Origin of the sequence: Pseudoalteromonas sp., assembly GCF_041629635.1 — a bacterium.
Taxonomy (GTDB): domain Bacteria; phylum Pseudomonadota; class Gammaproteobacteria; order Enterobacterales; family Alteromonadaceae; genus Pseudoalteromonas.
The window spans coordinates 46,867-70,662 of record NZ_JBFKMX010000001.1; the positions used below are offsets into that span (position 1 = coordinate 46,867).

21 protein-coding genes are annotated in these 23,796 nt (G+C 40.0%); 13 read left to right on the forward strand and 8 right to left on the reverse strand.

Going from position 1 to position 23,796, the window contains the following annotated elements; genetic code table 11:
- Nucleotides 1-399 carry a response regulator gene (locus tag ABYD77_RS00210; RefSeq protein ID WP_372765817.1) on the forward strand — a complete coding sequence of 133 codons (399 nt, stop codon included), beginning with the start codon at nucleotides 1-3 and terminating at the stop codon, nucleotides 397-399.
- Nucleotides 396-1,310 carry a diguanylate cyclase gene (locus ABYD77_RS00215; protein WP_372765819.1) on the forward strand — a complete coding sequence of 305 codons (915 nt, stop codon included), beginning with the start codon at nucleotides 396-398 and terminating at the stop codon, nucleotides 1,308-1,310. Before ABYD77_RS00210 ends, ABYD77_RS00215 begins: the two co-directional genes overlap by 4 nt.
- A gap of 163 nt (nucleotides 1,311-1,473) precedes the next feature.
- Here the strand turns inward: ABYD77_RS00215 and ABYD77_RS00220 are convergent, their stop codons facing one another.
- From ABYD77_RS00220 to ABYD77_RS00230, 3 genes are all read right to left on the reverse strand, one after another.
- On the reverse strand, nucleotides 1,474-1,674 hold the full coding sequence (locus tag ABYD77_RS00220; RefSeq protein ID WP_372765821.1) for a hypothetical protein: 201 nt from the start codon (nucleotides 1,672-1,674) through the stop codon (nucleotides 1,474-1,476).
- 81 nt (nucleotides 1,675-1,755) lie between these two features.
- Nucleotides 1,756-2,034, reverse strand: coding sequence for a DUF413 domain-containing protein (maoP, locus tag ABYD77_RS00225; RefSeq protein ID WP_372765823.1), 279 nt, complete (start codon nucleotides 2,032-2,034; stop codon nucleotides 1,756-1,758).
- Nucleotides 2,034-2,294 (reverse strand): hypothetical protein, encoded by a 261-nt coding sequence (locus ABYD77_RS00230; RefSeq protein ID WP_372765825.1) that lies wholly within the window; start codon nucleotides 2,292-2,294, stop codon nucleotides 2,034-2,036. Before ABYD77_RS00230 ends, maoP begins: the two co-directional genes overlap by 1 nt.
- Nucleotides 2,295-2,421: 127 nt before the next feature.
- Between ABYD77_RS00230 and ABYD77_RS00235 the strand changes: the two genes are divergently transcribed.
- Nucleotides 2,422-3,252, forward strand: coding sequence for a LysR family transcriptional regulator (locus tag ABYD77_RS00235; protein WP_372765827.1), 831 nt, complete (start codon nucleotides 2,422-2,424; stop codon nucleotides 3,250-3,252).
- A gap of 64 nt (nucleotides 3,253-3,316) precedes the next feature.
- Here ABYD77_RS00235 and ABYD77_RS00240 read toward each other — a convergent pair whose 3' ends face one another.
- The 5 genes from ABYD77_RS00240 to rimK all read right to left on the reverse strand — a co-directional run bounded on the left by ABYD77_RS00240 (nucleotide 3,317) and on the right by rimK (nucleotide 7,681).
- On the reverse strand, nucleotides 3,317-4,267 hold the full coding sequence (locus ABYD77_RS00240; RefSeq protein ID WP_372765829.1) for a zinc transporter ZntB: 951 nt from the start codon (nucleotides 4,265-4,267) through the stop codon (nucleotides 3,317-3,319).
- A 56-nt stretch (nucleotides 4,268-4,323) separates the two neighbouring features.
- Nucleotides 4,324-5,187 carry a mechanosensitive ion channel family protein gene (locus tag ABYD77_RS00245; protein ID WP_372765831.1) on the reverse strand — a complete coding sequence of 288 codons (864 nt, stop codon included), beginning with the start codon at nucleotides 5,185-5,187 and terminating at the stop codon, nucleotides 4,324-4,326.
- 101 nt (nucleotides 5,188-5,288) lie between these two features.
- Nucleotides 5,289-5,726, reverse strand: a complete 438-nt coding sequence (locus ABYD77_RS00250; RefSeq protein ID WP_372765833.1) for an ATP-dependent zinc protease — start codon at nucleotides 5,724-5,726, stop codon at nucleotides 5,289-5,291.
- Nucleotides 5,723-6,757, reverse strand: a complete 1,035-nt coding sequence (locus ABYD77_RS00255) for a succinylglutamate desuccinylase/aspartoacylase family protein (protein ID WP_372765835.1) — start codon at nucleotides 6,755-6,757, stop codon at nucleotides 5,723-5,725. Before ABYD77_RS00255 ends, ABYD77_RS00250 begins: the two co-directional genes overlap by 4 nt.
- Before the next feature lie 18 nt (nucleotides 6,758-6,775).
- Nucleotides 6,776-7,681 (reverse strand): 30S ribosomal protein S6--L-glutamate ligase, encoded by a 906-nt coding sequence (rimK, locus tag ABYD77_RS00260; RefSeq protein WP_372765837.1) that lies wholly within the window; start codon nucleotides 7,679-7,681, stop codon nucleotides 6,776-6,778.
- A 129-nt stretch (nucleotides 7,682-7,810) separates the two neighbouring features.
- Here rimK and ABYD77_RS00265 point away from each other — a divergent pair, with 129 nt between their 5' ends.
- The 10 genes from ABYD77_RS00265 (at nucleotide 7,811) to ABYD77_RS00310 (ending at nucleotide 23,400) form a co-directional block, all read left to right on the forward strand.
- Nucleotides 7,811-8,653, forward strand: a complete 843-nt coding sequence (locus ABYD77_RS00265; protein ID WP_372765839.1) for a LysR family transcriptional regulator — start codon at nucleotides 7,811-7,813, stop codon at nucleotides 8,651-8,653.
- Nucleotides 8,654-8,833: 180 nt separating this feature from the next.
- Complete coding sequence (locus ABYD77_RS00270) at nucleotides 8,834-9,715, forward strand: GGDEF domain-containing protein (protein ID WP_372765841.1); 882 nt, start codon at nucleotides 8,834-8,836, stop codon at nucleotides 9,713-9,715.
- Between the two features lie 514 nt (nucleotides 9,716-10,229).
- Nucleotides 10,230-10,529, forward strand: a complete 300-nt coding sequence (locus ABYD77_RS00275; RefSeq protein ID WP_372765843.1) for an isoamylase early set domain-containing protein — start codon at nucleotides 10,230-10,232, stop codon at nucleotides 10,527-10,529.
- Between the two features lie 5 nt (nucleotides 10,530-10,534).
- Complete coding sequence (gene malQ / locus ABYD77_RS00280; RefSeq protein WP_372765845.1) at nucleotides 10,535-12,541, forward strand: 4-alpha-glucanotransferase; 2,007 nt, start codon at nucleotides 10,535-10,537, stop codon at nucleotides 12,539-12,541.
- A complete protein-coding gene (gene glgB / locus ABYD77_RS00285) occupies nucleotides 12,528-14,726 on the forward strand; it encodes a 1,4-alpha-glucan branching protein GlgB (protein ID WP_372765847.1) in 2,199 nt (732 codons plus the stop codon). Before malQ ends, glgB begins: the two co-directional genes overlap by 14 nt.
- A gap of 2 nt (nucleotides 14,727-14,728) precedes the next feature.
- A complete protein-coding gene (glgX, locus tag ABYD77_RS00290; protein WP_372765849.1) occupies nucleotides 14,729-16,852 on the forward strand; it encodes a glycogen debranching protein GlgX in 2,124 nt (707 codons plus the stop codon).
- Nucleotides 16,853-16,904: 52 nt separating this feature from the next.
- A complete protein-coding gene (locus tag ABYD77_RS00295) occupies nucleotides 16,905-19,364 on the forward strand; it encodes a glycogen/starch/alpha-glucan phosphorylase (protein WP_372765865.1) in 2,460 nt (819 codons plus the stop codon).
- The gene (gene glgC / locus ABYD77_RS00300; protein ID WP_372765851.1) at nucleotides 19,357-20,676 is read left to right on the forward strand and encodes a glucose-1-phosphate adenylyltransferase; all 1,320 of its coding nucleotides are present in this window, start codon (nucleotides 19,357-19,359) and stop codon (nucleotides 20,674-20,676) included. Before ABYD77_RS00295 ends, glgC begins: the two co-directional genes overlap by 8 nt.
- Nucleotides 20,677-20,685: 9 nt before the next feature.
- A complete protein-coding gene (locus tag ABYD77_RS00305; protein ID WP_372765853.1) occupies nucleotides 20,686-22,236 on the forward strand; it encodes a glycogen synthase in 1,551 nt (516 codons plus the stop codon).
- Nucleotides 22,237-22,575: 339 nt separating this feature from the next.
- A complete protein-coding gene (locus ABYD77_RS00310) occupies nucleotides 22,576-23,400 on the forward strand; it encodes an HDOD domain-containing protein (protein ID WP_372765855.1) in 825 nt (274 codons plus the stop codon).
- The last annotated feature ends 396 nt before the right edge of the window (nucleotides 23,401-23,796 follow it).

Below are 23,796 nucleotides of genomic sequence, written 5' to 3' on the forward strand. Positions count from 1 at the left end.
GTGCTTAATCTAATTTTAATTGATGATGATCCTGATGAAGCATATATTTTAAGACAAGCACTTAATCGAGTGGATAAAGACAAGACGTTGTTACATTTCAACAATGGCAACCAATTCATTGAATCCTTGAATAAATTTAAAGGAACCCAGACCTTGGTATTACTTGATCTTAATATGCCTCAATGTAGTGGAATAGAAGTGCTAAAAAAAATTAAAGCCAACAAAGGCGCTGCCAATTTACCTGTGGTGATCTATTCAAATTCAAACAGTCCTCACGACATTGAAATATCGTATCAGCAAGGTGCTAATTCTTATGTGCGTAAACCTCAAGGGCTAAATGAGACGGTAGATTTTCTTACAGCTTTGTTAAACTACTGGCAAGGGATAAATAAAACATGAGTGAACAAAGAAAGTTTAAACCGAATCATCTTATTTATCTGTTAGAAGATGATAGTGAGGATGCCTACCTAATAAGGAGTGCACTCAAAAGTGACAAAATTATCAGTCATTCTATAATGACATTTGACTCATTAGATACGTTAGTACGCGCTTTAGCTAATTTTAAGCCTGATCTTATCATTATGGACTTAAACGTCACTGATAGTGATGGTTTTAATACTATGCTCACCGTTAAGCATAGCGCACAGTCAGTGCCAATTGTCGTGGTTACAGGTGTTGAAGATGAAGCTATGGGTGACAGGCTGATTCAATTGGGTGCACAAGACTATGTACCAAAGTCCGAACTAACCTCACCTTTATTGCAACGGGTGATACGGTTTTCCAAAGAACGCCACCATTTATTACAAATTTTAGAAAACTCGGCAAATCGGGATGCTCTAACAAAACTTTATAGCCGCAAAGCGTTAGACATTAAACTAGAAGAGTTAGTAAAACATGCTGAGCGCTACGGTGATGCATTTGCTGTTTTGTTTGTCGATTTAGATAATTTTAAACCGATAAACGACAAATTCGGGCATGATGCTGGGGATCAGTTATTAAAGCATGTTGCGAATCGTTTAACATTGTTTAGCCGCTCCACTGATTTTATTGCCCGTTTTGGTGGTGATGAATTCATTACTTTGTTACCTCATATCAATAAATTAGATGATGTAAAACAGGCCTGCCAGCAACAACTTAATGCGATTTGTGGTGTTTTTTATATCACAGATTCAGATGGCAAAGCACAACAGGTGGTGTTATCAGCTAGTATAGGTTTTTCACTATTTGGCGAACATGGTGAAAGTGCGGTTGAACTAATAAAAGCAGCAGATACTGCGATGTATCATGATAAACATAAAATCAAAAGTTGATTTGTAAATTAAGGTTTTGTCCAAGGTTTGCAACCGGCAATATAAGCAATGGGTTATAGCTAGGTTTCTATTTAGAAAAATAACCGCCAAGGTGACGCTCTATACTTAAAACGTCAGTCTTGGAGGTTAGTGGTTAATTACTTGAAAGTATTGCTAATTCATTTTAATCGTAGAAATCAAAGTGGCTATTGGTAATTTGCCTATTGAGCTTTGCTTCGTCTTTCAACAATTCAATTCGCTGCCATGGTGATAAGCGCTTTTTACTTGTCACTTTCATTGGTGCAGGTTTGCCTGATGTGTAGGAAATTTGATATTTAACTTCCAACTCATCTTCATAGTCAAAATCAGATTCGTCAATTTCCATCTTTATATACCTTTTAACGCATCGTTTCGTGTTTTAAGTACAACGATTGAGTTTAAAAAAACACTGGCTTTTCAGCGATAACTAAAAGCAATTGCTTGATGTCATCGCAAAGAGAAACTTTTGCCACAGTTTTACCGCGTAAAGCGTGGCGGTTTCATCACTATTCAATTCCATTACAAACATGGCTTCTTCGGCATTTTCTGGCGAAATCAGACCATTTTGTAAACCATACAAGGTATCACCGTAAGCAACGAGCGCTTCAGATTCACTCGAGCTAAAGTAGCCGCTTTGTGATAATCCAAATGGGAAAATATGGTTAGCATGAAAAGGCGTTTTACCTTTTCGTATTGCTGTTTCCACTAGTCTTCACCTTTGCCAGCATAAGCAATTAACTCGCTATACGTTGCAAATGTTTCAAAGCCAGAACCCTCTAACTCTGTGTTTACACAGTTGAGAATATTTGCTTCGTGATCACTGTCGCTTTCCACTAGAATATCTTTACAATACTCTAGATAATTTAGGGTAATCGAAGGCGGCGCTTTTGCCACATCTTCAGCTTCAACAATCGCAGAATTCGCTACTACAAGTAGACCAAATGCGACCATTTTTAAGAGCTTCATTTCCAGTCCTCTGGGTTAGTTTCTGCGCTAAATTTAGGGCTAGTTAAGTAAAATGAAAAGCAAATAATTATTGTCGATATAACAAAAAATCTTTAGATTAATGGGGCACATTTCACTAGGTAAGATTATGGATATTAAGGTTTTTAAAACGTTTATCTCGGTTGCTGAAAATCGACATTTTGGCAAAGCCGCAGAGCAACTTTATATTACGCAAGCAGCGGTAAGTGCTCGTATTAAACAATTGGAAGAATACTATGCAACGCCTATGTTTATTCGTGATAAAAATAACCTTACCTTAACACCCGCTGGTAATGCACTGTTACCTTTTGCTCATTTAGTCATTGAACAAATCGACCAATCAAAAGCCATTGTTGGTGTTGCAAGTCAGCAAAAAGAGTTATTTAACATTGCGGCTTCGCCAAATGTTTGGGATGCTTTTTTGAGCTCGCATATGAGTGAGCTTAATTCGTTATTAGAAACCGCAGTGGTAGGTACGGAAATTTCTGTGCGCGAAGCAATTCAGCGTAAATTAGACGATAAAAGCTTAAGCATCGCGTTTTTGCCCGACCCGATTAAAGACAGTGATTTTAGCAATACGCTGATTGGTTATTTCGATATTTCATTAGTGGGCACTGAGCCTGAATTTAGTGATGATGTGACAAATTATATTTTTGTTGATTGGGGTATTACTTTTGCAAAAGAGCACGCGACGCAGCATAAAGTACAACCAATGCATCGCACGTCAACTGCAACCATTGCGTTCGACTTAATGCTGGCGCAAGGTGGCTTTGCTTACTTACCCACGCACCTAGTAAAAGACTATGTCGCTTCTGGTCGCTTTTATAATGTGGCTAGTTCAATGCAATTAAAACGCCCTGTGTATTTAACGCAAAAAAAATCAGCCCCACAAACGGCGCTGATTGAAAATGTAATTGCTCATTTAACCGCGAAACAGTAATTCTGTTTCGCCAAATAGGGGCTGCTCAGCTGTAAGTTCGTTTTGTAGCAGTGAACAATGGGTCCTAAAGAAACTTCCAACGGCGAAACATTACTAAGGCAAACACTCCGATACCCGTTAAAACACCGCAGAACCAATAAAAGGCATTGGGGTTATCAACACCTGGCATACCACCCACATTAATACCAAATAACCCAGTTAAAAAACCAAGTGGTAAGAAAATACCCGCGATAATCGACAGCAAATAAGTATTGCGGTTCATAACTTCGCTGTTAATTTGCGAAATACGATTGTTAATTACGTCGATTTGAGCAATGTAAAAATCAATGGTGTCGACAATACGAGACAAGGTGTCGAGTTGGTTAGCAAGGTTTACATCATATTCTGTAAATGCTTTGATAATTTCCTTGTTCATTGCTGATAGCGCATAAAGTTGAGGTTTTAAAAAACGATTTAGCCTCAGTAGTTTACGATGTTGAACGCTTATCTCAGCAACCTCTTCATTGTTAAATGAATCATTATCTTGCGCATTTATAAAGAGCTCGATAGGTTCGATTACTGATTCAATTTTTGCATTTAGCTGATTTAATATTTCAAGTACTAAATACTCAAGAGTCAGAGGTCCTTTACCTTGTTTAAATTGCTTAGCAACCCCCTCAATAGCCCTTAAACGTTGAACACTACAAGTGACCACTCGTTCTGGTGTATACAATAAACGAATTGTTAGCATATCATCTGGCGCTTTGCCGGGATTAAGGTTGACTCCACGCAGAATCAAAAAGAAGCTATTTTTATCAATTTTTTGGAAACGTGGCCGTGTATCATGAGCGAGTAATGATTCGATAATCGACTCATCAAGCCCAAGTGATTCAAGCCATAGTTCAAATTCAGTAGATGAGCGGTCGCAATGTATCCAATAGTTCTGACTTTTCAACTGTTCGTCTGTTTCAATTGTTGAAGGAGGCTCTTCGTTATTTATCTGCCAGCCTTCAATAATAAAATCATGCTTCATCATTGTTTTCCGTATCTTAATTAATATGCTATCGGAGCATGTAATACACTTATTATGGTTTACTTCCTAACAATTTTCAGTGTGCCATCAAGGTGAACATCGCGTTGTGGGAAGGCAATCACAATATCGTGTTGTTTAAATGCATCATCTAACGCAAAGCGAATGTTGCTTGCAACCAAACGTAAGCCCCCTTCAACCTGTGAGTTAATCCAAAAATATACCTCGAACAACAGTGAGTTATCGCCAAAATCTTGGAAAAAAACTTGTGGTTCTCGACCATTGTCATTTAATGTTTCATTCTGAGTATTAGTGACAGCAAGCATTATTTCTCGCACCTTTTGACAATCAGTGCCATAGGCAACACCCACAGCAACCGTGCCGCGTACTAGCTTATCGCGTAACGTCCAGTTTGTTACTGTGTTTTCAAGTAATTTGCTATTGGGAATCAGCATATGAACACCGTCAACACGTCGGATGCGAGTTGAGCGTGTATTTATCTCCTCAACTATACCCTTTACGCCTTCTACTTCTAAAAAATCACCTATGCGGATCGGCTTTTCACCCATCAAGATCCAACCACTAATAAAGTTGTTAATTATGTTTTGTGCACCAAAGCCAAATCCAATCGCGATTGCACCCGACAAAAAAGCAAAGGCTGTGATTGGTACGTTGAGCATTGATAAGGTGGTCATAAAGATAATGGTAAAAGCAATCACATATAAAATGCGTTGTACTAAATGAACCACATTGGGATCTTTGTTTTTATTAGTAAGGCGTTTACCAATTAATTTAATTAGAAAGTGCGAGAGCCACAGACTGGCGATTATCCAAATAGGCACTGCTAATACTTCAATTAACGTGATAACTCGATCGTTAAATTTAAAGAGTGGAAAGCTAAGCCAATATTTGATTTGTTCTAACATTAAATCTTCCTTAAAAAAATAGTTACATCTGGCTTGAATACATCTGTAAAAGATTGCAGATGCATTCAATGCTATAAGGCATCAACAAACATGTTGGAGGGCTAACTCTCTATTTGAGATGCAACAAATCCATTGGCGGGATCAATCAAGAAGTGCTCCCCCATTGCTTGGCGACCTAATAACATGAGGTAAGTCATATCTGAGCGATCAGTTAAGGTAATTTCAATGCTCCATTTATGTTCACCTAAGATCGCAGGTGTTTTTATTACATAACGTTGTTCAGTCATGCCGTTTGACGACTTAACTTTACGGATATCGTGTAAAATGGCAGTGCATCTGACGGTTTTTTCAACATTATGGATCTCAGGGTGAATATCGAAAGATACGGCTGGCTTTTTACCGAGCTTAGTCCGTTGTATGTTGTCGACATGCAGTGATGATGTTTGCGCTCCTGTATCAACACGCACTGTTAATTGGGTAATACCAAGATCGGGTAAGTCAATGTTTTCAACATGACCAATTATGATTCGTTCATTCATAGCAATCCTTCACTGTTTTCAATATGGTTTACTAATTCTTCTTCAACATTGCCAATATGACCGGCAATTTCTTCATCATCTTCTTTAAAATAGGCTATGTGGTACATGGCTTCTCCCTCTTGTACCAGTGGGATATTTTGCTTGCCAATAATGACACCGCTTTTATTGGCAAGTACCTCAGTTAAAATATCACCATATGGGCTACCTATTTCCGCTAATACTTGCCCTTTTTTAACTTGATCGCCTAACTGAAATAAATGGGTAACAATGCCACTGCTGGTGGCCCGAATCCAACCACTATTGTTGGCAATAAACTGGCTTTCCAGTTTTTTACGCGTTCGACCTTTTGGCATCATTTTTAAATGGCGCAGCACATTAACAATACCTTTAATACCAGCGCGAATTGAAAATTCATCAAAACGCAATGCTTCACCAGCTTCGTAAAGTAATACCTTAGTGCCGTTTGCCACAGCAGCATCACGTAATGAACCCTCAATTATTTCAGAGTTTAAAATTACGGGAGCTCCAAACGCATTAGCAAGCGTCAGAGTTTCTTCATCTGCGAGTTGTGCTCGAATTTGCGGTAAATTCGAGCGATGAATGGCGCCTGTGTGTAAATCTATGCCGTAATCACAATGACTAACAATTTCTTTTAAGAAAATATTTGCCACTCTGGCAGCCAATGAGCCTTTTGCTGAACCTGGAAAACTACGGTTTAAGTCACGTCTATCAGGCATGTAGCGGCTCTGGTTAATAACACCATAAACATTAACCATTGGGACGGCAATTAAGGTGCCTGATGAGATCTTGAATCCTTTTAAATTAATCAGGCGTCTTATTATTTCGATTCCGTTGAGCTCATCACCATGGACTGCCGCACTTATAAACATTGTCGGACCGGCTTTTTTACCACGAATAATATGTACCGGTAAGTGCACGTCCGCGTCGGTATAAAGCTTAGCTACAGGCAAATCAATTTTTTTAGTTTCACCAGGTAAAATTGTATGTTCGCCAATAATCAATTTGTTCATAGCTCTATGTATGCCTAATTAACCTTGACCTTTAGTTTTAGTTGAACCTGATTTTGCAGTTTTTTCTATAAACTCAACAAGTTTACCTGCCACATCTAAACCTGTAGCAGTTTCAATACCTTCAAGGCCTGGAGAAGAGTTTACTTCCATTACCATCGGGCCATTGTGTGAGCGAAGTAAGTCTACACCGCAGAAATTAAGACCCATTACTTTTGCCGCATTTACCGCAGTAGCACGTTCTTCTTTGGTTAGTTTTACAATTTCAGCGCTGCCACCACGGTGTAAGTTTGAGCGGAATTCGCCTTCTGCGCCTTGACGCTTCATAGCTGCAACTACCTTACCACCAACAACTAGACAGCGAATATCTGCGCCGCCAGCTTCTTTAATGTATTCTTGTACTAAAATGTTTGCTTTTAGGCCCATGAAAGCTTCGATAATGCTCTCCGCGGCTTTAGCAGTATCAGCAAGTACTACACCAATACCTTGAGTACCTTCTAAAAGCTTGATTACTAAAGGTGCACCCCCCACGTTTTTAATTAAGTCTTTAATATTATCTGGTTTGCGTGCAAAACCTGTACGCGGCAGGCCAATGCCTTTACGAGATAAAAGCTGAAGCGAGCGAAGTTTGTCGCGCGAACGGCTGATAGCAACAGACTCATTTACATTGAATGTGCCCATCATTTCAAACTGTCTAGCTACAGCAGTTCCGTAAAAAGTTACTGATGCACCAATACGCGGAATAATTGCATCATATTTTGGTAATTCTTTACCATGGTAACGAACCGCAGGACGGCTACTAGTAATGTCCATATAGCAGTGAAGTGTATCGATAATATCTGCTTCATGACCACGTGCAATACATGCCTCTTGAAGGCGACGAGTTGAATATAAGTTTTCGTTTCTAGATAAAATAGCAATTTTCAAAATTTGGCTCCCTTAATCGTTTTTAGTCCGATAATTTATATTTGGAAAGGTAGTTGATAATTAATAGAAATAGAAACAAAATAAAAATAGTTATTTAATAAAAAAAATTTATCAAACGGGTGGTTTTGCGTGAAAATTGAGCTTTTAACTACTTTTTTAGAAGTGAGTCAAACATTACATGTACGTATTGCTTCTGAAAATCTATATCTTACGCAAGCGGCAGTGAGCAGTCGCATTAAACAATTAGAAGAAGAGCTCGGTGTGCAGTTATTTGACCGTACGCAAAAGCGTTTGAAGCTTACCGCAGAAGGTCATCGCCTTGTTAAGTATGCTAATGAAATGCTGATCATGTGGCAAAAACTAAAACAAGATGTGGGTGTTGCTCAGCCTAACTCCTACCAGCTGTTTGTAGGTTCAATGATGTCTATTTGGGATATTGTATTGCAAGATTGGCTGCAAAAGATTCATCGCAATCTCGATGATGTTCACTTGTTTACACATACATACTCACCACTGGAGCTCAGAAAACAAGTAATTAGTAGATTGGTGGATATTGCCTTTTTGTTTGAGCCCCCGTTTGTTGAAGACATTGTCACTGAAAAGGTGGCCACGGTGCCACTGCAGTTAGTTTCTACCGAAAGAGATATAAAGGTAAGTAATATTGAAAATATGGTGATGGTGGAATATGGTGAATCGGTTAATAGCCAAATTTTACGTGATTATAGTGACTCTAATGCTATCCGGCATCATATGAGTCAACCAAGAATCGCACTCAATTTTATTTTAGAAGCATCAGGCAGCGCTTATTTACCAAAACAAATGTGCTTTGAACATATTCGTAAAGGAAAATTGCATCGCGTGGAAGATGCACCTGAATACAGTCGTGATATCTACGCAATTTACCTTGATAAAAGTCAAAAAAAGCAATTAATTGAAGAAGCTCTAATGCTTTTTCCGTATGTCCGAAGTTAGTTTGTGATAAGAATAATTTTTCAATTTTGTGTTTTTAATAAATATATTTTATTTTTTTAAAAAATTAACTTGTTACAACGGATTTCATTTGTATAAAGAGAGGTAATTTTGAAAAATATCGCATGCTAAATTTAACAAACTAATCAATAATGACGAAAACAACGTGATACTTTGAGTATTATGAATATACAAAAAATTCGTCAAATAGGCATATTTACTGAGTCAGAGAACATTACTGCATGGTTAGAGTGCACCTTAAAACTGACGTCTCTCTCAATTGAGGGTACTTGTGTTATAACAAAAACTAGTCAAATCGATAAGCTTTCTCCTTCTTTGTTAATCGTATCTGAAAGTAAGTTTCGTATAACTTATAACTACTTAAGAAAATTAAATAAACTCTTACCTGTCTTAGTCTTAACCAAAGACTTTAATGGCTTTTCGGTTCCGAACTCGTGTAAATTGACGATTGATATTTTGCCGCTCCATGCTGCTACTATTGGCTTAGTTGAGCACAGCATTAAAGCTGTATTTCAAGATTTCAAACTAAACCAAGAGTTGACCAAGTTGGCCCATTATGATGCATTAACAGGAGCAGCAAACCGATTGTTATTTCAGGACCGATGTAAGCAAGTGTTGAAAATGGCAAAGCGAAATAAACGTCCTGTCAGCCTGCTTTATTTCGATTTAGATGATTTTAAACCTATAAACGACACTTATGGACACGATATTGGCGATGAATTATTAAAACGTTTTGTAAAAATGGTCTTATCAGTTTGTCGAGAAACAGACACCTTAGCACGTTTAGGCGGTGATGAATTTGCGTTGTTACTACCTGACACAGCAGAGTCAGAATTAACACTTTTTTGCAAAAAATTGGTACGTTGTCTTGCTGAAAAGCAGCAATTTAATGATCAACAAATTGAAATTAAATGTTCTATTGGTGCGGTCTCTACTTCGAGAGAAGAACATATTACTTTAATACCGCAAAAACTTATCAAAAAAGCTGACCAAGCAGTTTATCGTGCTAAGGATGTTGACGGTACCAGTTTTGTTATCATTTAAATCAAGGGCATCTGTCAGGCTGTGATGTTGCTGTTTTTCAATTTTGAAGTGTTTAGGTGATACTCGGTGGACAAAGATGGCGACACCACATACTTTATCGAAATAACAGAGACTATGGTTAACTTGCAACCGCACATCCTTTACGCAGGTGTAATGTTACGCAGTTTTTTCGCTTATAGCATATCTCAAGTTTAAAAATGATTCCTGATCTTGTTAAGTGGAACACTAATATGAGGCGTAATACAGTTTTCTTCTCTATGAAATTAATTCACATTCGTATTAGATTTATTTGCTTGTGCCTTTATTAATAACTTCTATACTCAATTGGCTTATATTTTGCGTTAAAAGGATATAGAGCGAATATTTAGTGTTAATTTGCATGATTTGCATCAAATTAGTGCATAAAAACTTTTTTATGCACTGTCATGAAGCGTAAATATTCCTATGTTTAGATAATCACAGTTATGCGCTAGGCAGTTTGAAGCGTGTTAGTTAAATGGAAAGGAAAAGCACAATGTTAACTAAACGATTTTTTAAGACCAAGCAAGAAGCAGAAGTAACGTTCGAGTTTGCAGCAGAGGCTGACACAAAAGTGTCGTTGGCAGGTGAATTTAATGACTGGCAGCCAGTGACTATGAAGTACGTTAAAAAGGACAACGTTTTTCGCACCAAACTTCGCTTACCAATTGAGCAAAATTTCCAGTTTAAATACCTAGTTAACGAGCAAGAATGGCAAAACGACCAAGCTGCGGATCACTACTTACTAAACGCGTTTGGCACTGATAATTCAGTTGTTTCTACTGTGCGAGCTTAAATTGAGTGAATGCAGTAGAACAATTGTGTTACCTGCAAGGGGTAGCACTCGATTATATTGATTATTATGGTCAGCAAACTCGCATACTAGATGATGTAAGACGGCAAATTCTTAAAGCCTGTGGCCATGATGTTACCAACCAAGACTACATTTGCGACACTAACTTTCGCTTAGATGCGTTGCCTTGGCAAACGGTGCTTAATGCTTTTCAAGTGACATCGAGTGAACACGCTGTTTTAAAAGTACGTGCGCAAAGCTGTGAGCCAGGAAAACATCTTAAAATTGTTATTTCAGAGGGTGCAACTGAGTTTTGCAGATTACACGTTGCGCTGACAAACAGCCTCGAAATTGGTGACTACGTTATCGATGGTGTGCGTTATTGTGAATATCAAATTGAGCTACCATCACTTGTTGCAAACTACTACCAAGTTGATGTTGTTTTCTCGTCTCAAATTACAAAAGCACAGTCATTTCGTGCGACTTTGGCTGTGGCACCGCCAAGTTGTTTTGCGTTAGATGAAAACCAAAGGTCGTGGGGCATTTCTTGTCAGTTATATACTCTGCGCGATAAACGTGAAAGTGGTTTTGGAGATTTTTCATCGCTTAAAGAGCTTATTCAGCGTAGTTCTGAAAAAGGTGCGGATTATATTCTGTTAAACCCTTTGCATAAGTTGTTTGCAAAAGAACCTGAACGCGCAAGCCCTTATAGCCCAAATGATCGCAATCAAATAAACCCGCTCTACATTAGTCCGCGTTTATGTATTGATTACACTTTATCTAATGGTGAATATCGCTCTGATAATCAATTTATTGATTATAGCCAAGCAACACAGCATAAATATCAATGTTTTAAGGTAATGTATCTTAATTTTTGCGAATTAGAGCTGGCAAAAAATACTGAACGCGCAGACGATTTTAATGCCTTCGTGGTTGTTCATGCTGACTGGCATTTATCGCAGTTTGATTATTACTTGCAGTGGATCGCTAAAGAGCAGCTTGACTATTGCCAGCGTTATGCCAAAACCAAAGGTATGGCAATCGGGCTTATTTTAGATTTAGCGGTTGGTTGCACCCGTGATGGCGAAGAGTATCAGCGCAATAAATCACTGTTTGTTAAACATGCCAATATCGGTGCGCCTCCTGATCCTTGGGCTCGAGATGGGCAAGATTGGGGCTTGGCAGTACAAGATCCGGTTAAGTTAAAGGCATCTCATTTCTCACATTTTATTGCATTAATTCGTGCCAATATGATTGCCGGTGGCCTGCGCATTGATCATGTTATGGGATTACTGCGTTTATGGTGGTGTGTTAGCGTTAATAACCAGCCAGCAGGCTGTTATGTCTATTACCCGTTTAAAGAATTATTAGCGCTCTTATGCTTAGAAAGTCACTTAAATCAATGCATTGTAATTGGTGAAGATTTAGGTGTGGTACCAGAAGCAATTAAACACGATTTAGATAATGCTCATGTTTACGGCAATGATATTTTCTATTTCGAAAAAGATGCAGCTGGTCAATTTTTATTGCCAAACGATCATCGTAAACATGCGCTGGTGATGATTGCCAACCATGATGTTGCCCCGTTTTTTGCGTGGTGGCAAAGCATCGATATCCACACTCGTGATAAATACCAACTTTATTCAAATAATGAGCAATATGGTTTTGATTTAACGCAACGTGAACACGACAAACGCGCATTGATTCATTGGTTGAAAACCGCAAATGAGTTACCAGAAAATGATGATGCAAAAAGTATTTATCGTGCAATGGTACTCAACCTTGCAACAAGCAATTCGCAATTTTTATGTTTACAACTTGATGATTTAAGTGGTGAAACACTTGCGGTAAACATCCCTGGAACCGATCAAGAATACCCCAACTGGCGACGCCGTCTTTCGTGCTCTTTAGCCACCATTTTTGGCCCCTTAAGCAATGAAGAGCAAGACAACAATAATGAAGAACACGGTTTTTGGCAGTTATTAAATGCTAGGAGAGATCATGTCAGTAGCTAATTTTGTTTCACTTAGCCAACTAAATGAAGAACAACACACGTTAGAAAAAGCTTATTCATTACAACGTGCTGATTTTATTAATGCGTTCAGCTTTTTAGGTAAACACACTATTAACAGTGAACTTGCGATTATTCGCTGCTTTGTTCCTGGAGCACAAAAAGTGGCAGTGCGCGCAAATAAACAAAATCTCGCGATGGAACAGTTGCAAGACACCGCGTTATTTCAGCTTGTGGTGAGTAACAGTAAAGTTGCAGAGCCCATCGAGCTGAATATTGATTATGGTAATTGCCAAGTACAAGGTTATTTACCTTATAGCTTTTCATCAAGCTTAGACGTTGATGCAATGTACTTATTTAATCAAGGCACTTTGGCACATGCATATCGTCATTTCGGTGCGCATGTAATAACGCATCAAGGGGTTAAAGGCACGCGTTTTACCGTGTGGGCACCTAATGCTAAAGCGGTGTCAGTAATTGGTGATTTTAATCATTGGGATGCCAGTTGCTACCCCATGCGCTTTCACCCAGCCTCTGGGGTGTGGGAAATTTTTATCGGGGAAGATTTAAGCGATAAAAATTACAAATACAGCTTGTTAACCGAGCACGACCAACGCATAGAAAAAGCCGACCCATTTGCACTGCAAATGCAGTTACCGCCCCATACGGCCTCGCGGGTAGCTAGATTACCAACAAACCCAGCGTCAATTTCGCCTATTAATAAATTCAATCAAGCTATCAGCATTTATGAAGTGCACTTAGGTTCGTGGCGTCGCAATGTTGAAGAAGGTAATGGTTATTTAACTTACCAGCAACTTGCCGAACAATTGATCCCCTATGTATTAGATCTTGGTTTTACCCATATTCAATTAATGCCAATCAGTGAATTTCCATTTGATGGTTCGTGGGGCTATCAACCCGTTGGCCTTTATGCGCCAACCAGTCGTTTTGGCGATATTAATCAATTTGCAGAGTTTATTCGTCAAATAAAAGCCGCGGGACTAGGCGTACTGATTGATTGGGTGCCGGGGCATTTTCCAAATGACCCTCATGGCTTAGCAATGTTTGATGGCACTCATTTATACGAACATGCGGATAAACGTCAAGGCTATCATCCAGATTGGAATACCCATATTTATAATTACGATCGTGCTGAAGTTCGCAGCTTTTTGATGTCAAACGCCACATATTGGCTAACAGAATTTGGTATTGATGGTTTACGTGTCGATGCGGTGGCATCGATGCTTTACCTAGATTACAGCCGCGAAGAAGGGCAATGGGTACCCAATTGTTATGGTGGCCGTGAAAACCTCGGGGCAATAAGCTTATTGCAGCACATTAATGCCAAAGTTTACGGTGAAAACCCCAATATTGTCACCATTGCAGAAGAATCCACAGCGTGGCCGGGGGTGACCAAGCCAAGCGACCAATCAGGTTTAGGCTTTGGCTTTAAATGGAATATGGGCTGGATGAATGACAGCCTAGAGTATATGAAAAAAGATCCCATTTATCGCCGTCATCACCATAACGAGATGACTTTTTCGTTAGTATACGCGTTTAGTGAAAATTACATTCTGCCGCTATCGCACGATGAAGTAGTGCACGGTAAAGGCTCACTTATTAACAAAATGCCGGGAGATGACTGGCAAAAGTTTGCAAACTTACGTGCATTTTATGGCTTTATGTGGGCACATCCCGGTAAAAAACTACTGTTTATGGGCGGCGAATTTGCTCAATATGATGAATGGGATCATGACATTAGTTTGGATTGGCACTTACTTAATGAGGCGAAACATCAGGGTGTTTCTAACCTAATAAAAGCACTCAACACGCTGTATAAAACGCATCCGTCACTGTATCAACTGGATAATAGCGGTGAGGGCTTTGACTGGATTGATGGTGGTAATGCGGAGCAAAGTGTCTTCAGTTTTATTCGTAAAAGTAGCGACCAACCAAACGTGATTGTGATTTGTAATTTTACCCCAACGGTTTGTGAAAACTTTAAATTAGGCGTTCCCAAAGCGAAAGGTTACCAGTTGGAGTTAAACACGGATGACATTCAATTTGGTGGAAGTGGTGTTTTGGTTGAAAGCGATGTCACTGTGTTAAATGAAGAAAATCATGGCTTTGATCACAGTATTTCATTAACGCTTGCACCGCTTGCAACCTATTACCTTGTGGAGAAATAACAGTGTCTGCGCGCTTTGCAATACGACCCGGAAACACTTCACCACTCGGCGCAACGCCGAGTGACAATGGTACAAATTTCGCGCTTTTTTCAGAAAGGGCAAGTAAGGTTGAGATTTGCTTGTTTGATCAAAGTGGTCACAGCGAAATTGCACGTATTCCGCTTTATCGTGACGAGCAAGGCATTTGGCATATATTTATTCGCGGCGTTGGCCAAGGTCAACTGTATGGTTATCGGGTTTATGGTGACTATAACCCGAAAAAAGGTCATTATTTCAATGCAAATAAGCTTTTATTAGACCCGTATGCTAAATCCTTATTTGGTGAATTTAATTGGGGTAATGCGCACAAAGCTGATGAAGCGTATCGGCACTTAGATTCGGCAACAGACATGCCAAAATGCAAAGTGTCAGTATTGCCTCATTATCAAGGCACAAGACCAAATATCCCATGGCATAAAACGGTCATTTATGAATGCCATGTCAAAGGTGCCACCAAGTTATATCCGTCAATCCCAGAAGAACTTCGTGGTACTTACTTAGGTTTGGCTCATCCAAATTTTATTTGGCATTTAAAAAGCTTAGGTGTTACAGCCATTGAATTATTGCCGGTGCATAGTTTTATTAGTGAAGCGTTTTTACCAGAGCGCGGTCTTAGCAATTATTGGGGTTACAACACACTTAACTTTTTCACGCCCCATTTAGCCTATGCACACACCAATCAGGAACAAGAATTTCAGCAGATGGTGTCGGTATTACACGAAGCGGGTATTGAAGTAATCGTTGATGTGGTATTTAACCATACTGCTGAAGGTAATGAACAGGGACCCATTTTGTCCCTTCGGGGTATTGATAACCAAGCCTATTATCGCTTGCAGCAAGATAATTTTGCTTTCTACGTCAATGATACGGGCTGTGGTAACACCCTTAATATTTCACACCCTAAAAGTTTACAGCTGGTCATGGATAGCCTGCGCTACTGGGTGCAAGTGTATGGGGTGGATGGTTTCCGTTTTGATTTAGCAAGCATTTTAGGCCGTGATCAAGACGGCTTTAAAAAGCATCACACCTTTTTTCAAACCTTAGCACAAGACCCGATATTAAAGGGCATTAAGTTAATTGCGGAGCCGTGGGATCTGGCGATTGATGGCTACCAACTTGGAAATTATGTAGCACCATGGCGCGAATGGAACGACCAATATCGCGATACAGTGCGCAGTTTCTGGCGCGGTGATTCGAGCATATTGCCAGACTTTGCCCGCTTCTTTCATGGTTCAAGCCACTTGTTTGAGAAAAAAGGGCGTTCGGTTACGTCCAGTATCAACTTTATCACCGCTCATGACGGTTTCACCTTGGCTGATTTAGTGAGTTATAACAACAAACATAATCTTGCCAACCAAGAAGAAAATCGCGACGGGCACGACCATAATCTATCTCATAACTGGGGCTTTGAAGGTGCCACAGACTATACAGATATCAATGCATTACGTTTACGCGCACAAAAGAACTTTTTACTGACACTGTGTTTATCAAATGGTGTTCCCATGCTATGCGCTGGCAGCGAAGTTGCACACTCGCAAAGCGGCAACAACAATGCTTATTGCCAAGATAATGAAATTAGTTGGATCGATTGGCAAAGTGATGTTCTTGATGATACACAGCAGCACCCGCTTTACCAATTTATTAGTCGCGCATTAAAACTGCGCAGTGAGTTTTCTTTATACCGCCAAAGTCAGTTTATTCACGATGATGATCCGCGCTTTAGCGTTTCTTGGCTGAATGAACACGGTGCCTTAATGCAAGGTACTGACTGGCATAACCCAAATGGCCATTGTCTTGGCTATTTAATGGAAGATATTCAAGACGATAAAGCGCTGTTACTGCTGTTTAATGCCTCGAGCAAAAATGTGATGTTTAAATTACCTGAACAAGAAGCGCATCACTGTTGGCGCATCCGCCTTTATTCCTATTGTGACGAGCGCGATGAAGAATGCTTAGCACCTGGCCAAACGTTGTTACTTAATAGCTACAGTGCATGGGTGCTTTCCAGCCATATCAAAATGCCTGCCAATCAGCAGGAAAAGAATGATACGTCTCACACGTTCAATTTAACTAAGCAAGGAGTTTAGTGTGAATAAACAATCAAACCTAGCGAAAAAGAAAACGGCCTTGTCACCTAGCATGATTGAAAAATCCGATTTAAGTGAAGATTTATATCGCCATTTTTATTACACCTTAGGACGCGATCAGGTTAATAAGTCGCAGCGTTACTTGTATCAGGCGCTGGCGCTAACCATTCGAGACAGATTGGTGGCAAAATGTCGTCACACAAATCAACAGCGCGACAGCGCACCACACAAACAAGTTGCTTATTTATCGCTAGAGTTTTTAATGGGGCGTGCACTTAACAATGCCATTTTAAATTTAGATTTAGCACCTGAAGTAACCGAAGCGCTTACCCAATATGGCAGTGAACTTGAGCAAGTTGCAGCGGCAGAGCATGATGCAGGCCTTGGTAACGGTGGTTTAGGGCGATTAGCAGCGTGTTTTTTAGATAGCTGTGCCACGTTAAAACTGCCTGTGGTTGGCTACGGCTTACGTTATGAATATGGCATGTTTAATCAATCGCTTGAGCAAGGACGTCAAATTGAACAGCCAGATCACTGGTTACATGAAGGCCACCCGTGGGAGATTGCAGCACCAGAGCAAAGCCAGCGAGTAAAATTTTTTGGTCATGTGGAAGTCTATAAAGACAAATATGGCCGTGAGCATCGCCACTGGGTGAATACCCAAGATGTATTAGCTGTGCCATTTGATGTGCCTATTCCGGGATACCGCAATGACGTGGTTAATCGTCTACGCCTTTGGAAAAGTGAAGCAACAGAAGAGTTTGACTTAAGAGAGTTTAATGCGGGTAGTTACCCAGAAGCGGTAGCCAAAAAAAACCAAGCTGAACAAATCACCATGGTGCTTTACCCGAACGATGCTAGCGAAAACGGTAAAGAATTGCGTTTACGTCAGCAATACTTTTTATCAAGCGCAACACTGCAAGACATTATTGCAAAATGGGTTAAACAATACGGTGAAGATTTTCATAACTTCCCAAAATACCATGTTTTCCAATTAAACGATACTCACCCAAGCATTGCAGTGGCAGAGCTGATGCGTATTTTACTTGATGATCATCAGCTTGATTGGGATAAAGCATGGCAAATTACGTCAAGTACCATGGCATACACCAATCACACCTTGTTGCCGGAAGCATTAGAAAAATGGCCTGTTAGGCTATTTGAGCGTCTACTGCCGCGTTTACTTGAAATTATTTACGAAATTAATGCGCGTTTTTTACAGCAAGTAGCCACATGCTGGCCGGGGGATGCGCAAAAGCAGCGCGATATGTCGCTAATTGAAGAAGGACCAGAGCCCAAAGTACGTATGGCATATTTAGCCATTGTTGGTTCGTTTTCGGTAAATGGTGTGGCTGCGCTTCATACCGAGCTACTCACTAGCGGCTTATTTAGCGATTTTTATGCGCTGTGGCCAGAACGCTTTAATAACAAAACTAATGGCGTAACACCACGACGTTGGCTGTCGCATTGTAACCCTAAATTAGCGCATCTAATTAACCAACAAATTGGCGACGAATGGGTCAGCGATTTTTGTAAAATTAATGCGTTACGTGCGAAATTTGATAACAAAGCGCTGCATAAAAAATGGCAACAAGTAAAGTTTGAAAACAAGCAAGCGCTGGTGGATTTAGTAAAACGTGAAACTGGCGTCGAGTTTGATGCCAATATGCTATTTGATGTGCAAGTAAAGCGTATTCATGAATACAAGCGCCAGTTACTCAATATTTTGCATGTTATTCACCTTTATGAACGTATTCGCGAAGGGGAACTTGAAGGGTTTACACCTCGCTGCGTGTTGTTTGGTGGTAAAGCTGCGCCCGGTTATTTTATGGCGAAACTGATTATTCGTTTAATTAATCATGTGGCGGATGCCATTAACAATGACCCGGCTGCTAAGCCTTATTTGCGCGTCGCATTCTTACCTAATTATAACGTTACGGCAATGGAAACCATCTGCCCAGCAACTGACCTCTCAGAGCAAATCTCGACGACAGGCAAAGAAGCGTCTGGCACTGGGAATATGAAGTTTATGATGAATGGGGCACTGACCATTGGCACATTAGATGGCGCAAACATTGAGATTTCAGAGGCTGTGGGCCTTGATAATTTCTTCTTATTTGGTGCCCAAGCTGAGCAATTAGCGAAAATTCGAGAACACTATAACCCCAACGAACTTATTGCAAATTCGCCTAATTTATCCCGCGTAATGACGCTATTGGAAAGTGGTCATTTTAATTTATTTGACCCAGACTTATTCCAGCCTTTAATTAATTCAATTCGTGATAACCATGACCAATGGCTAACAGCTTACGATTTTGATAGTTACGTGAAAGCACAAGAGGCAGCAGCTGCGCTTTACCAAGAGCAAAGTGCTTGGACCCAGAAGAGTATTTTAAATACGGCCGCATCAGCTATGTTTTCGAGCGACCGCACAATTAGCCAATACAACAGTGATATTTGGCAAGCAAAGGTAATCGAATTCAACAAGGCACAAGGAGACCGCAATGCCTAATTCTGCAAATCGTTATATTAGTAACCTTACCCGTGATACGTATGCACTTATTTTGGCAGGTGGCCGAGGCTCACGCCTCAAAGAATTAACTGATTGGCGTGCTAAACCCGCAGTGTATTTTGGTGGTAAGTTTCGCATTATTGATTTTCCGCTATCAAACTGCATTAATTCAGGCGTGCGCAAAGTAGGCATAGCAACGCAGTATAAATCGCACAGTTTAATTCGCCATGTTAATCGCGCGTGGGGTCATTTTAAAAAGGAATTAGGTGATTCAGTTGAAATTTTACCAGCGTCACAACGTTACAGTGATGACTGGTACTGTGGCACTGCTGATGCAGTGTATCAAAATATGGATATTATTCGTCACGATTTACCAAAATACGTAATGATCTTATCGGGCGACCATGTTTACCGTATGGACTATGGTGAGTTGATTGCAAAGCACGTAGAAACGGGCGCGGACATGACAGTTTGTTGTTTGGAAGTGCCAGTGGAAGAAGCCGCGGGTGCTTTTGGTGTGATGGCGGTTAATAACGAAAAACGCGTACAGCGCTTTGAAGAAAAACCAGCGAATCCTGCGCCATTACCGAACGACCCAACTAAGTGTTTAGCATCCATGGGTAACTATGTGTTTAATACTGAATTTTTGTTTGAGCAATTGAAAAAAGACGCACAAAATAGCTGCTCTGACCGCGATTTTGGCCACGATATAATTCCATCAATAATTGAAGAGCATAATGTGTACGCGTATCCATTTAGAGATGCACGCCAAGGGGGCACCCCTTATTGGCGCGATGTAGGTACGCTAGATTCGTTCTGGGAAGCGAATATGGAATTAGTATCGCCAACGCCATCACTTGATTTATATGATAGAAATTGGCCAATTTGGACTTATCAAGAGCAACTACCACCGGCAAAATTTATTTTTGATGATGAAACTCGCCGTGGCATGGCGGTGGATTCAACAGTTTCGGGTGGTTGTATTATTTCTGGCTCAACCATTCGCAAGTCACTGCTCTTCTCAAACGTGCATGTCCATTCATATTGCACTGTGGAAGAAGCGGTTATTTTGCCGGGTGTAGTGATTAACCGTAATTGTGTAATCAAAAAAGCGATAATTGATCGAAGCTGTGTGATCCCTGAAGGCTTAAGCATAGGTGTCGATCATAAACAAGATGAAGCCAATGGCTTTAGAATTTCAAGTGGTGGTGTGGTGCTTGTTACACGTGACATGATAGCAGCTCTTATAAAAAAGGAACAAGATGTCGCTAAAATAAACACCAAACCTTTAAGCCAAGCGGCGATGGTATAAGAGGATACTATGCGAGTTTTGATGTTAGCGGCTGAAAATGATTGTATTTTGGGCGCGAAAGTGGGCGGTGTTGCAGATGTAATTCGTGATGTTCCAAAAGCGCTTGCTGAGCATGATGTGGATGTTGATGTAGTGATCCCGGATTATGGTTATTATCACAGCCACTATCATGGTGAGTGTGTCGCAGAAGTGAGCTTTTCATTCGCTCACCAACAGCAAACTGCTTACCTTTATAAACTGCACGCAATTTCAAGCGACAAAGTGACGCAGTATGTGGTGGTACATCCATTATTTCAACAAGCTGGGGAAAGCCGGGTTTATTGTCATGATGAAGATAATCGCCCATTTGCCAAAGATGCCACTAAGTTTGCGCTTTTTTGTAATGTTATTGCCGAGTGTATTTTGCAAGGACATTTATCGGCAGATATATATCATTTGCATGATTGGCATGCGGCAACCTTTGCTGTGCTACTGAAGTTTGATGCACGTTATCGCGATTTTGCCAACACTAAGCTGGTTTACACAGTTCATAACCTGGCGCTACAAGGTACGCGACCATTTAACGGCGATGATTCGAGCTTAGAGGCGTGGTTTCCAAGTTTAAGCTACGATGGACAACAATTATGCGACCCGCGTTACCCGTTTTGTTATAACCCGATGCGCGCAGCAATCAGTTTGGTTGATAAAGTACATTTTGTATCAGACAGTTATGCTGAAGAGGTGCTCTGTGCCAGCGACCATCAAAATGGTATATACGGCGGTGAAGGACTGGAGCATATTCTTGCTGACAATAGTAACAAACTCGTTGGCATTTTAAACGGGTGTGAATACAGCAATGAACCAGAACCTAAAGTCACATTAGATTGCTTTCTGCGCAGCAGTAAATCTTGTCTTCGAAACTGGATGAGTCGCTTTGAGCAACTAAAAACCGTGCATTATCTTGCCAATGAGCAAATATCGCTTTGGCAAGATAGTCCTCAGTTTAAAGGCCCCGTTGTGTCGAGCATTGGTAGGTTAACCGAACAAAAAGTGCGTTTGTTAGTTGAACGCATTGATGGCGAATTAGTGCTAAGTAAGTTGCTGTTCGATTTAGAACAAAAAAGCGGGCGTTTTATTATGCTTGGTAGTGGTGATAGCCACTATGAATTTATATTAATGCAGTTGATGGCAAAGCACAGTAACTTTTTGTTTTTAAATGGCTATGGGCAAAGCTTATCGGATGATTTATATGTGCTTGGTGATATTTTTTTAATGCCAAGTTCGTTTGAACCATGTGGCATCAGCCAGATGCTTGCGTTAAAAGCAGGGCAACCTTGCATTGTGCATGGGGTAGGTGGTTTAAAAGACACAATCAAACACCACGAAAACGGCTTTGTATTTGAAGGAAATACCATTAGTGAGCAAGTAACCTCATTGCAAAATGTGTTTAATGATGCGCTTAATCGTTATATGAACGACGGTACGCATTGGCAAACTATGGTGCAAACTGCCAAATCTAGCCGCTTTAGTTGGCAAAGCAGTATTGAACAGTATTTAACAAAACTATATAAAAACGAATAGTCAAATGTGGGCTTTCAGCTTTTAATTTAATGCGGATGGCTTGTAGTAATAGGTCATCCATCGACCTGAATTTTATATGCTTAGGATGAATGACATATTACTAAGTAACAATCTTAACCTACGTCGAAATAGCTAATCAAAATACACTAGGTATTAAAAGTGTATACCTAGGTAATTTTGAAAATGATAAAGGGGAGTAGTTAAAACAATCTAAAACCTAGTTTGGCAAATTGTTGCTTTTCGCTGGGAGCTTATTTGTAAAGAAAAATTATTATTTCACTCAGATAAGATCTTTTTGCTATACCTTAATGATAGAGTATTGAATGATGGATGGTGTTTATGTCAATTTCACTAACTACAGATGAGAAAGCTATTTTAAGCTCGGTTTCTATTCCTCCCCGACCCGAAGTGCTTCTTAAATTTTCAGAAGAAGCCAAAAAAGCTGAACCCAATATTTCTGTCATTTCAAACATATTACAGTCTGATGTTGCAATATCGGCGGCTATCTTACAAGTCGTGAATTCTGCTGCGTTCAGAAGATGTAAAGAAATTGAATCAATTGACCAAGCGATTATGACGCTTGGTTTAAAAAGACTGGTACCGCTTGTTCGTGCAGTCGCATTACAATCGACCATTGGTGATGATCCTAAGTTATCAAATTTCTGGGATAGCCAAACTGAGATAGCTCAATTTTCAGCAAGTATCGCATCTAAACTAAACAAGACAACCTTATCAAATCATGCATACATGCTAGGTTTGTTTCATTTTGTTGGTGTTCCTATTCTGAATCAACACTTTGCAGAATACTCGTCTATTATTGAGCTGGCGAATCAAGCTGGTTGGGACCATGCTGCTGATGAAGAAGTTGCACTTTTTAAAACGTCGCATACAACAATAGGTGCATTGTTAGCTCAACAATGGGGATTACCTAAGGCCATGATCTATGTTATTTACTATTTGCATGATACAGAAGGAATTTTCACATCAGGAGAACTTGACCAAAGCGGATTAGATTTAATGTCTATCCTTAAACTAGCAAGACATCTTCAGTTTATTAAATCGAACCCTGAAAATACTGATAACGAGTGGGCAAATATTGTGGATGATGTGGTAGATCATTTAGGCTGTGATGAGGAGGAGTTAACAGAGTTAATTGCTGAATGATTGGGGGTTAGATGTCAGGCGTCAAATCCATTAAAAAGTCACACCATTGTGCTATGTTCAGTTAGGATCTGGCGCTTAGATCATTTAAATGTTACAAATTTAAAGAGACACGGATAATTTAACTAGCATCGAAAAGCACATTAAAAAGACAATATAACGCAACTAGTCCATAGAAGTTTTATATAGGCAATGAGAGCCCAAGCAGGCTTCTTTCAGCCCCCTTAAAACATGCATATTCCTATTAAGCAAATATTTTCCCTAAAAATAATACGATGAAAGAAGCGCAGTTGGTTTTAAAACTAGGTGTTTTAGCTGATGAAGCAGCCTCGAGACAGATTTGTGCACGTACCGCTGCTTTTTATCGTTACTAAAGTGAACATTTAAAAGCGCCGATGG

Coding starts and splice junctions, on each gene's coding strand:
- ABYD77_RS00245 (WP_372765831.1), bottom strand. CDS start 5,187: ATGTTAGAACAAATCAAATATTGGCTTAGCTTTCCACTCTTTAAATTT.
- ABYD77_RS00295 (WP_372765865.1), top strand. CDS start 16,905: ATGATTGAAAAATCCGATTTAAGTGAAGATTTATATCGCCATTTTTAT.
- ABYD77_RS00310 (WP_372765855.1), top strand. CDS start 22,576: ATGTCAATTTCACTAACTACAGATGAGAAAGCTATTTTAAGCTCGGTT.
- glgC (WP_372765851.1), top strand. CDS start 19,357: ATGCCTAATTCTGCAAATCGTTATATTAGTAACCTTACCCGTGATACG.
- ABYD77_RS00275 (WP_372765843.1), top strand. CDS start 10,230: ATGTTAACTAAACGATTTTTTAAGACCAAGCAAGAAGCAGAAGTAACG.
- ABYD77_RS00235 (WP_372765827.1), top strand. CDS start 2,422: ATGGATATTAAGGTTTTTAAAACGTTTATCTCGGTTGCTGAAAATCGA.
- ABYD77_RS00305 (WP_372765853.1), top strand. CDS start 20,686: ATGCGAGTTTTGATGTTAGCGGCTGAAAATGATTGTATTTTGGGCGCG.
- ABYD77_RS00230 (WP_372765825.1), bottom strand. CDS start 2,294: ATGAAGCTCTTAAAAATGGTCGCATTTGGTCTACTTGTAGTAGCGAAT.
- ABYD77_RS00270 (WP_372765841.1), top strand. CDS start 8,834: ATGAATATACAAAAAATTCGTCAAATAGGCATATTTACTGAGTCAGAG.
- ABYD77_RS00240 (WP_372765829.1), bottom strand. CDS start 4,267: ATGATGAAGCATGATTTTATTATTGAAGGCTGGCAGATAAATAACGAA.
- glgB (WP_372765847.1), top strand. CDS start 12,528: ATGTCAGTAGCTAATTTTGTTTCACTTAGCCAACTAAATGAAGAACAA.
- ABYD77_RS00250 (WP_372765833.1), bottom strand. CDS start 5,726: ATGAATGAACGAATCATAATTGGTCATGTTGAAAACATTGACTTACCC.
- ABYD77_RS00255 (WP_372765835.1), bottom strand. CDS start 6,757: ATGAACAAATTGATTATTGGCGAACATACAATTTTACCTGGTGAAACT.
- ABYD77_RS00220 (WP_372765821.1), bottom strand. CDS start 1,674: ATGGAAATTGACGAATCTGATTTTGACTATGAAGATGAGTTGGAAGTT.
- ABYD77_RS00215 (WP_372765819.1), top strand. CDS start 396: ATGAGTGAACAAAGAAAGTTTAAACCGAATCATCTTATTTATCTGTTA.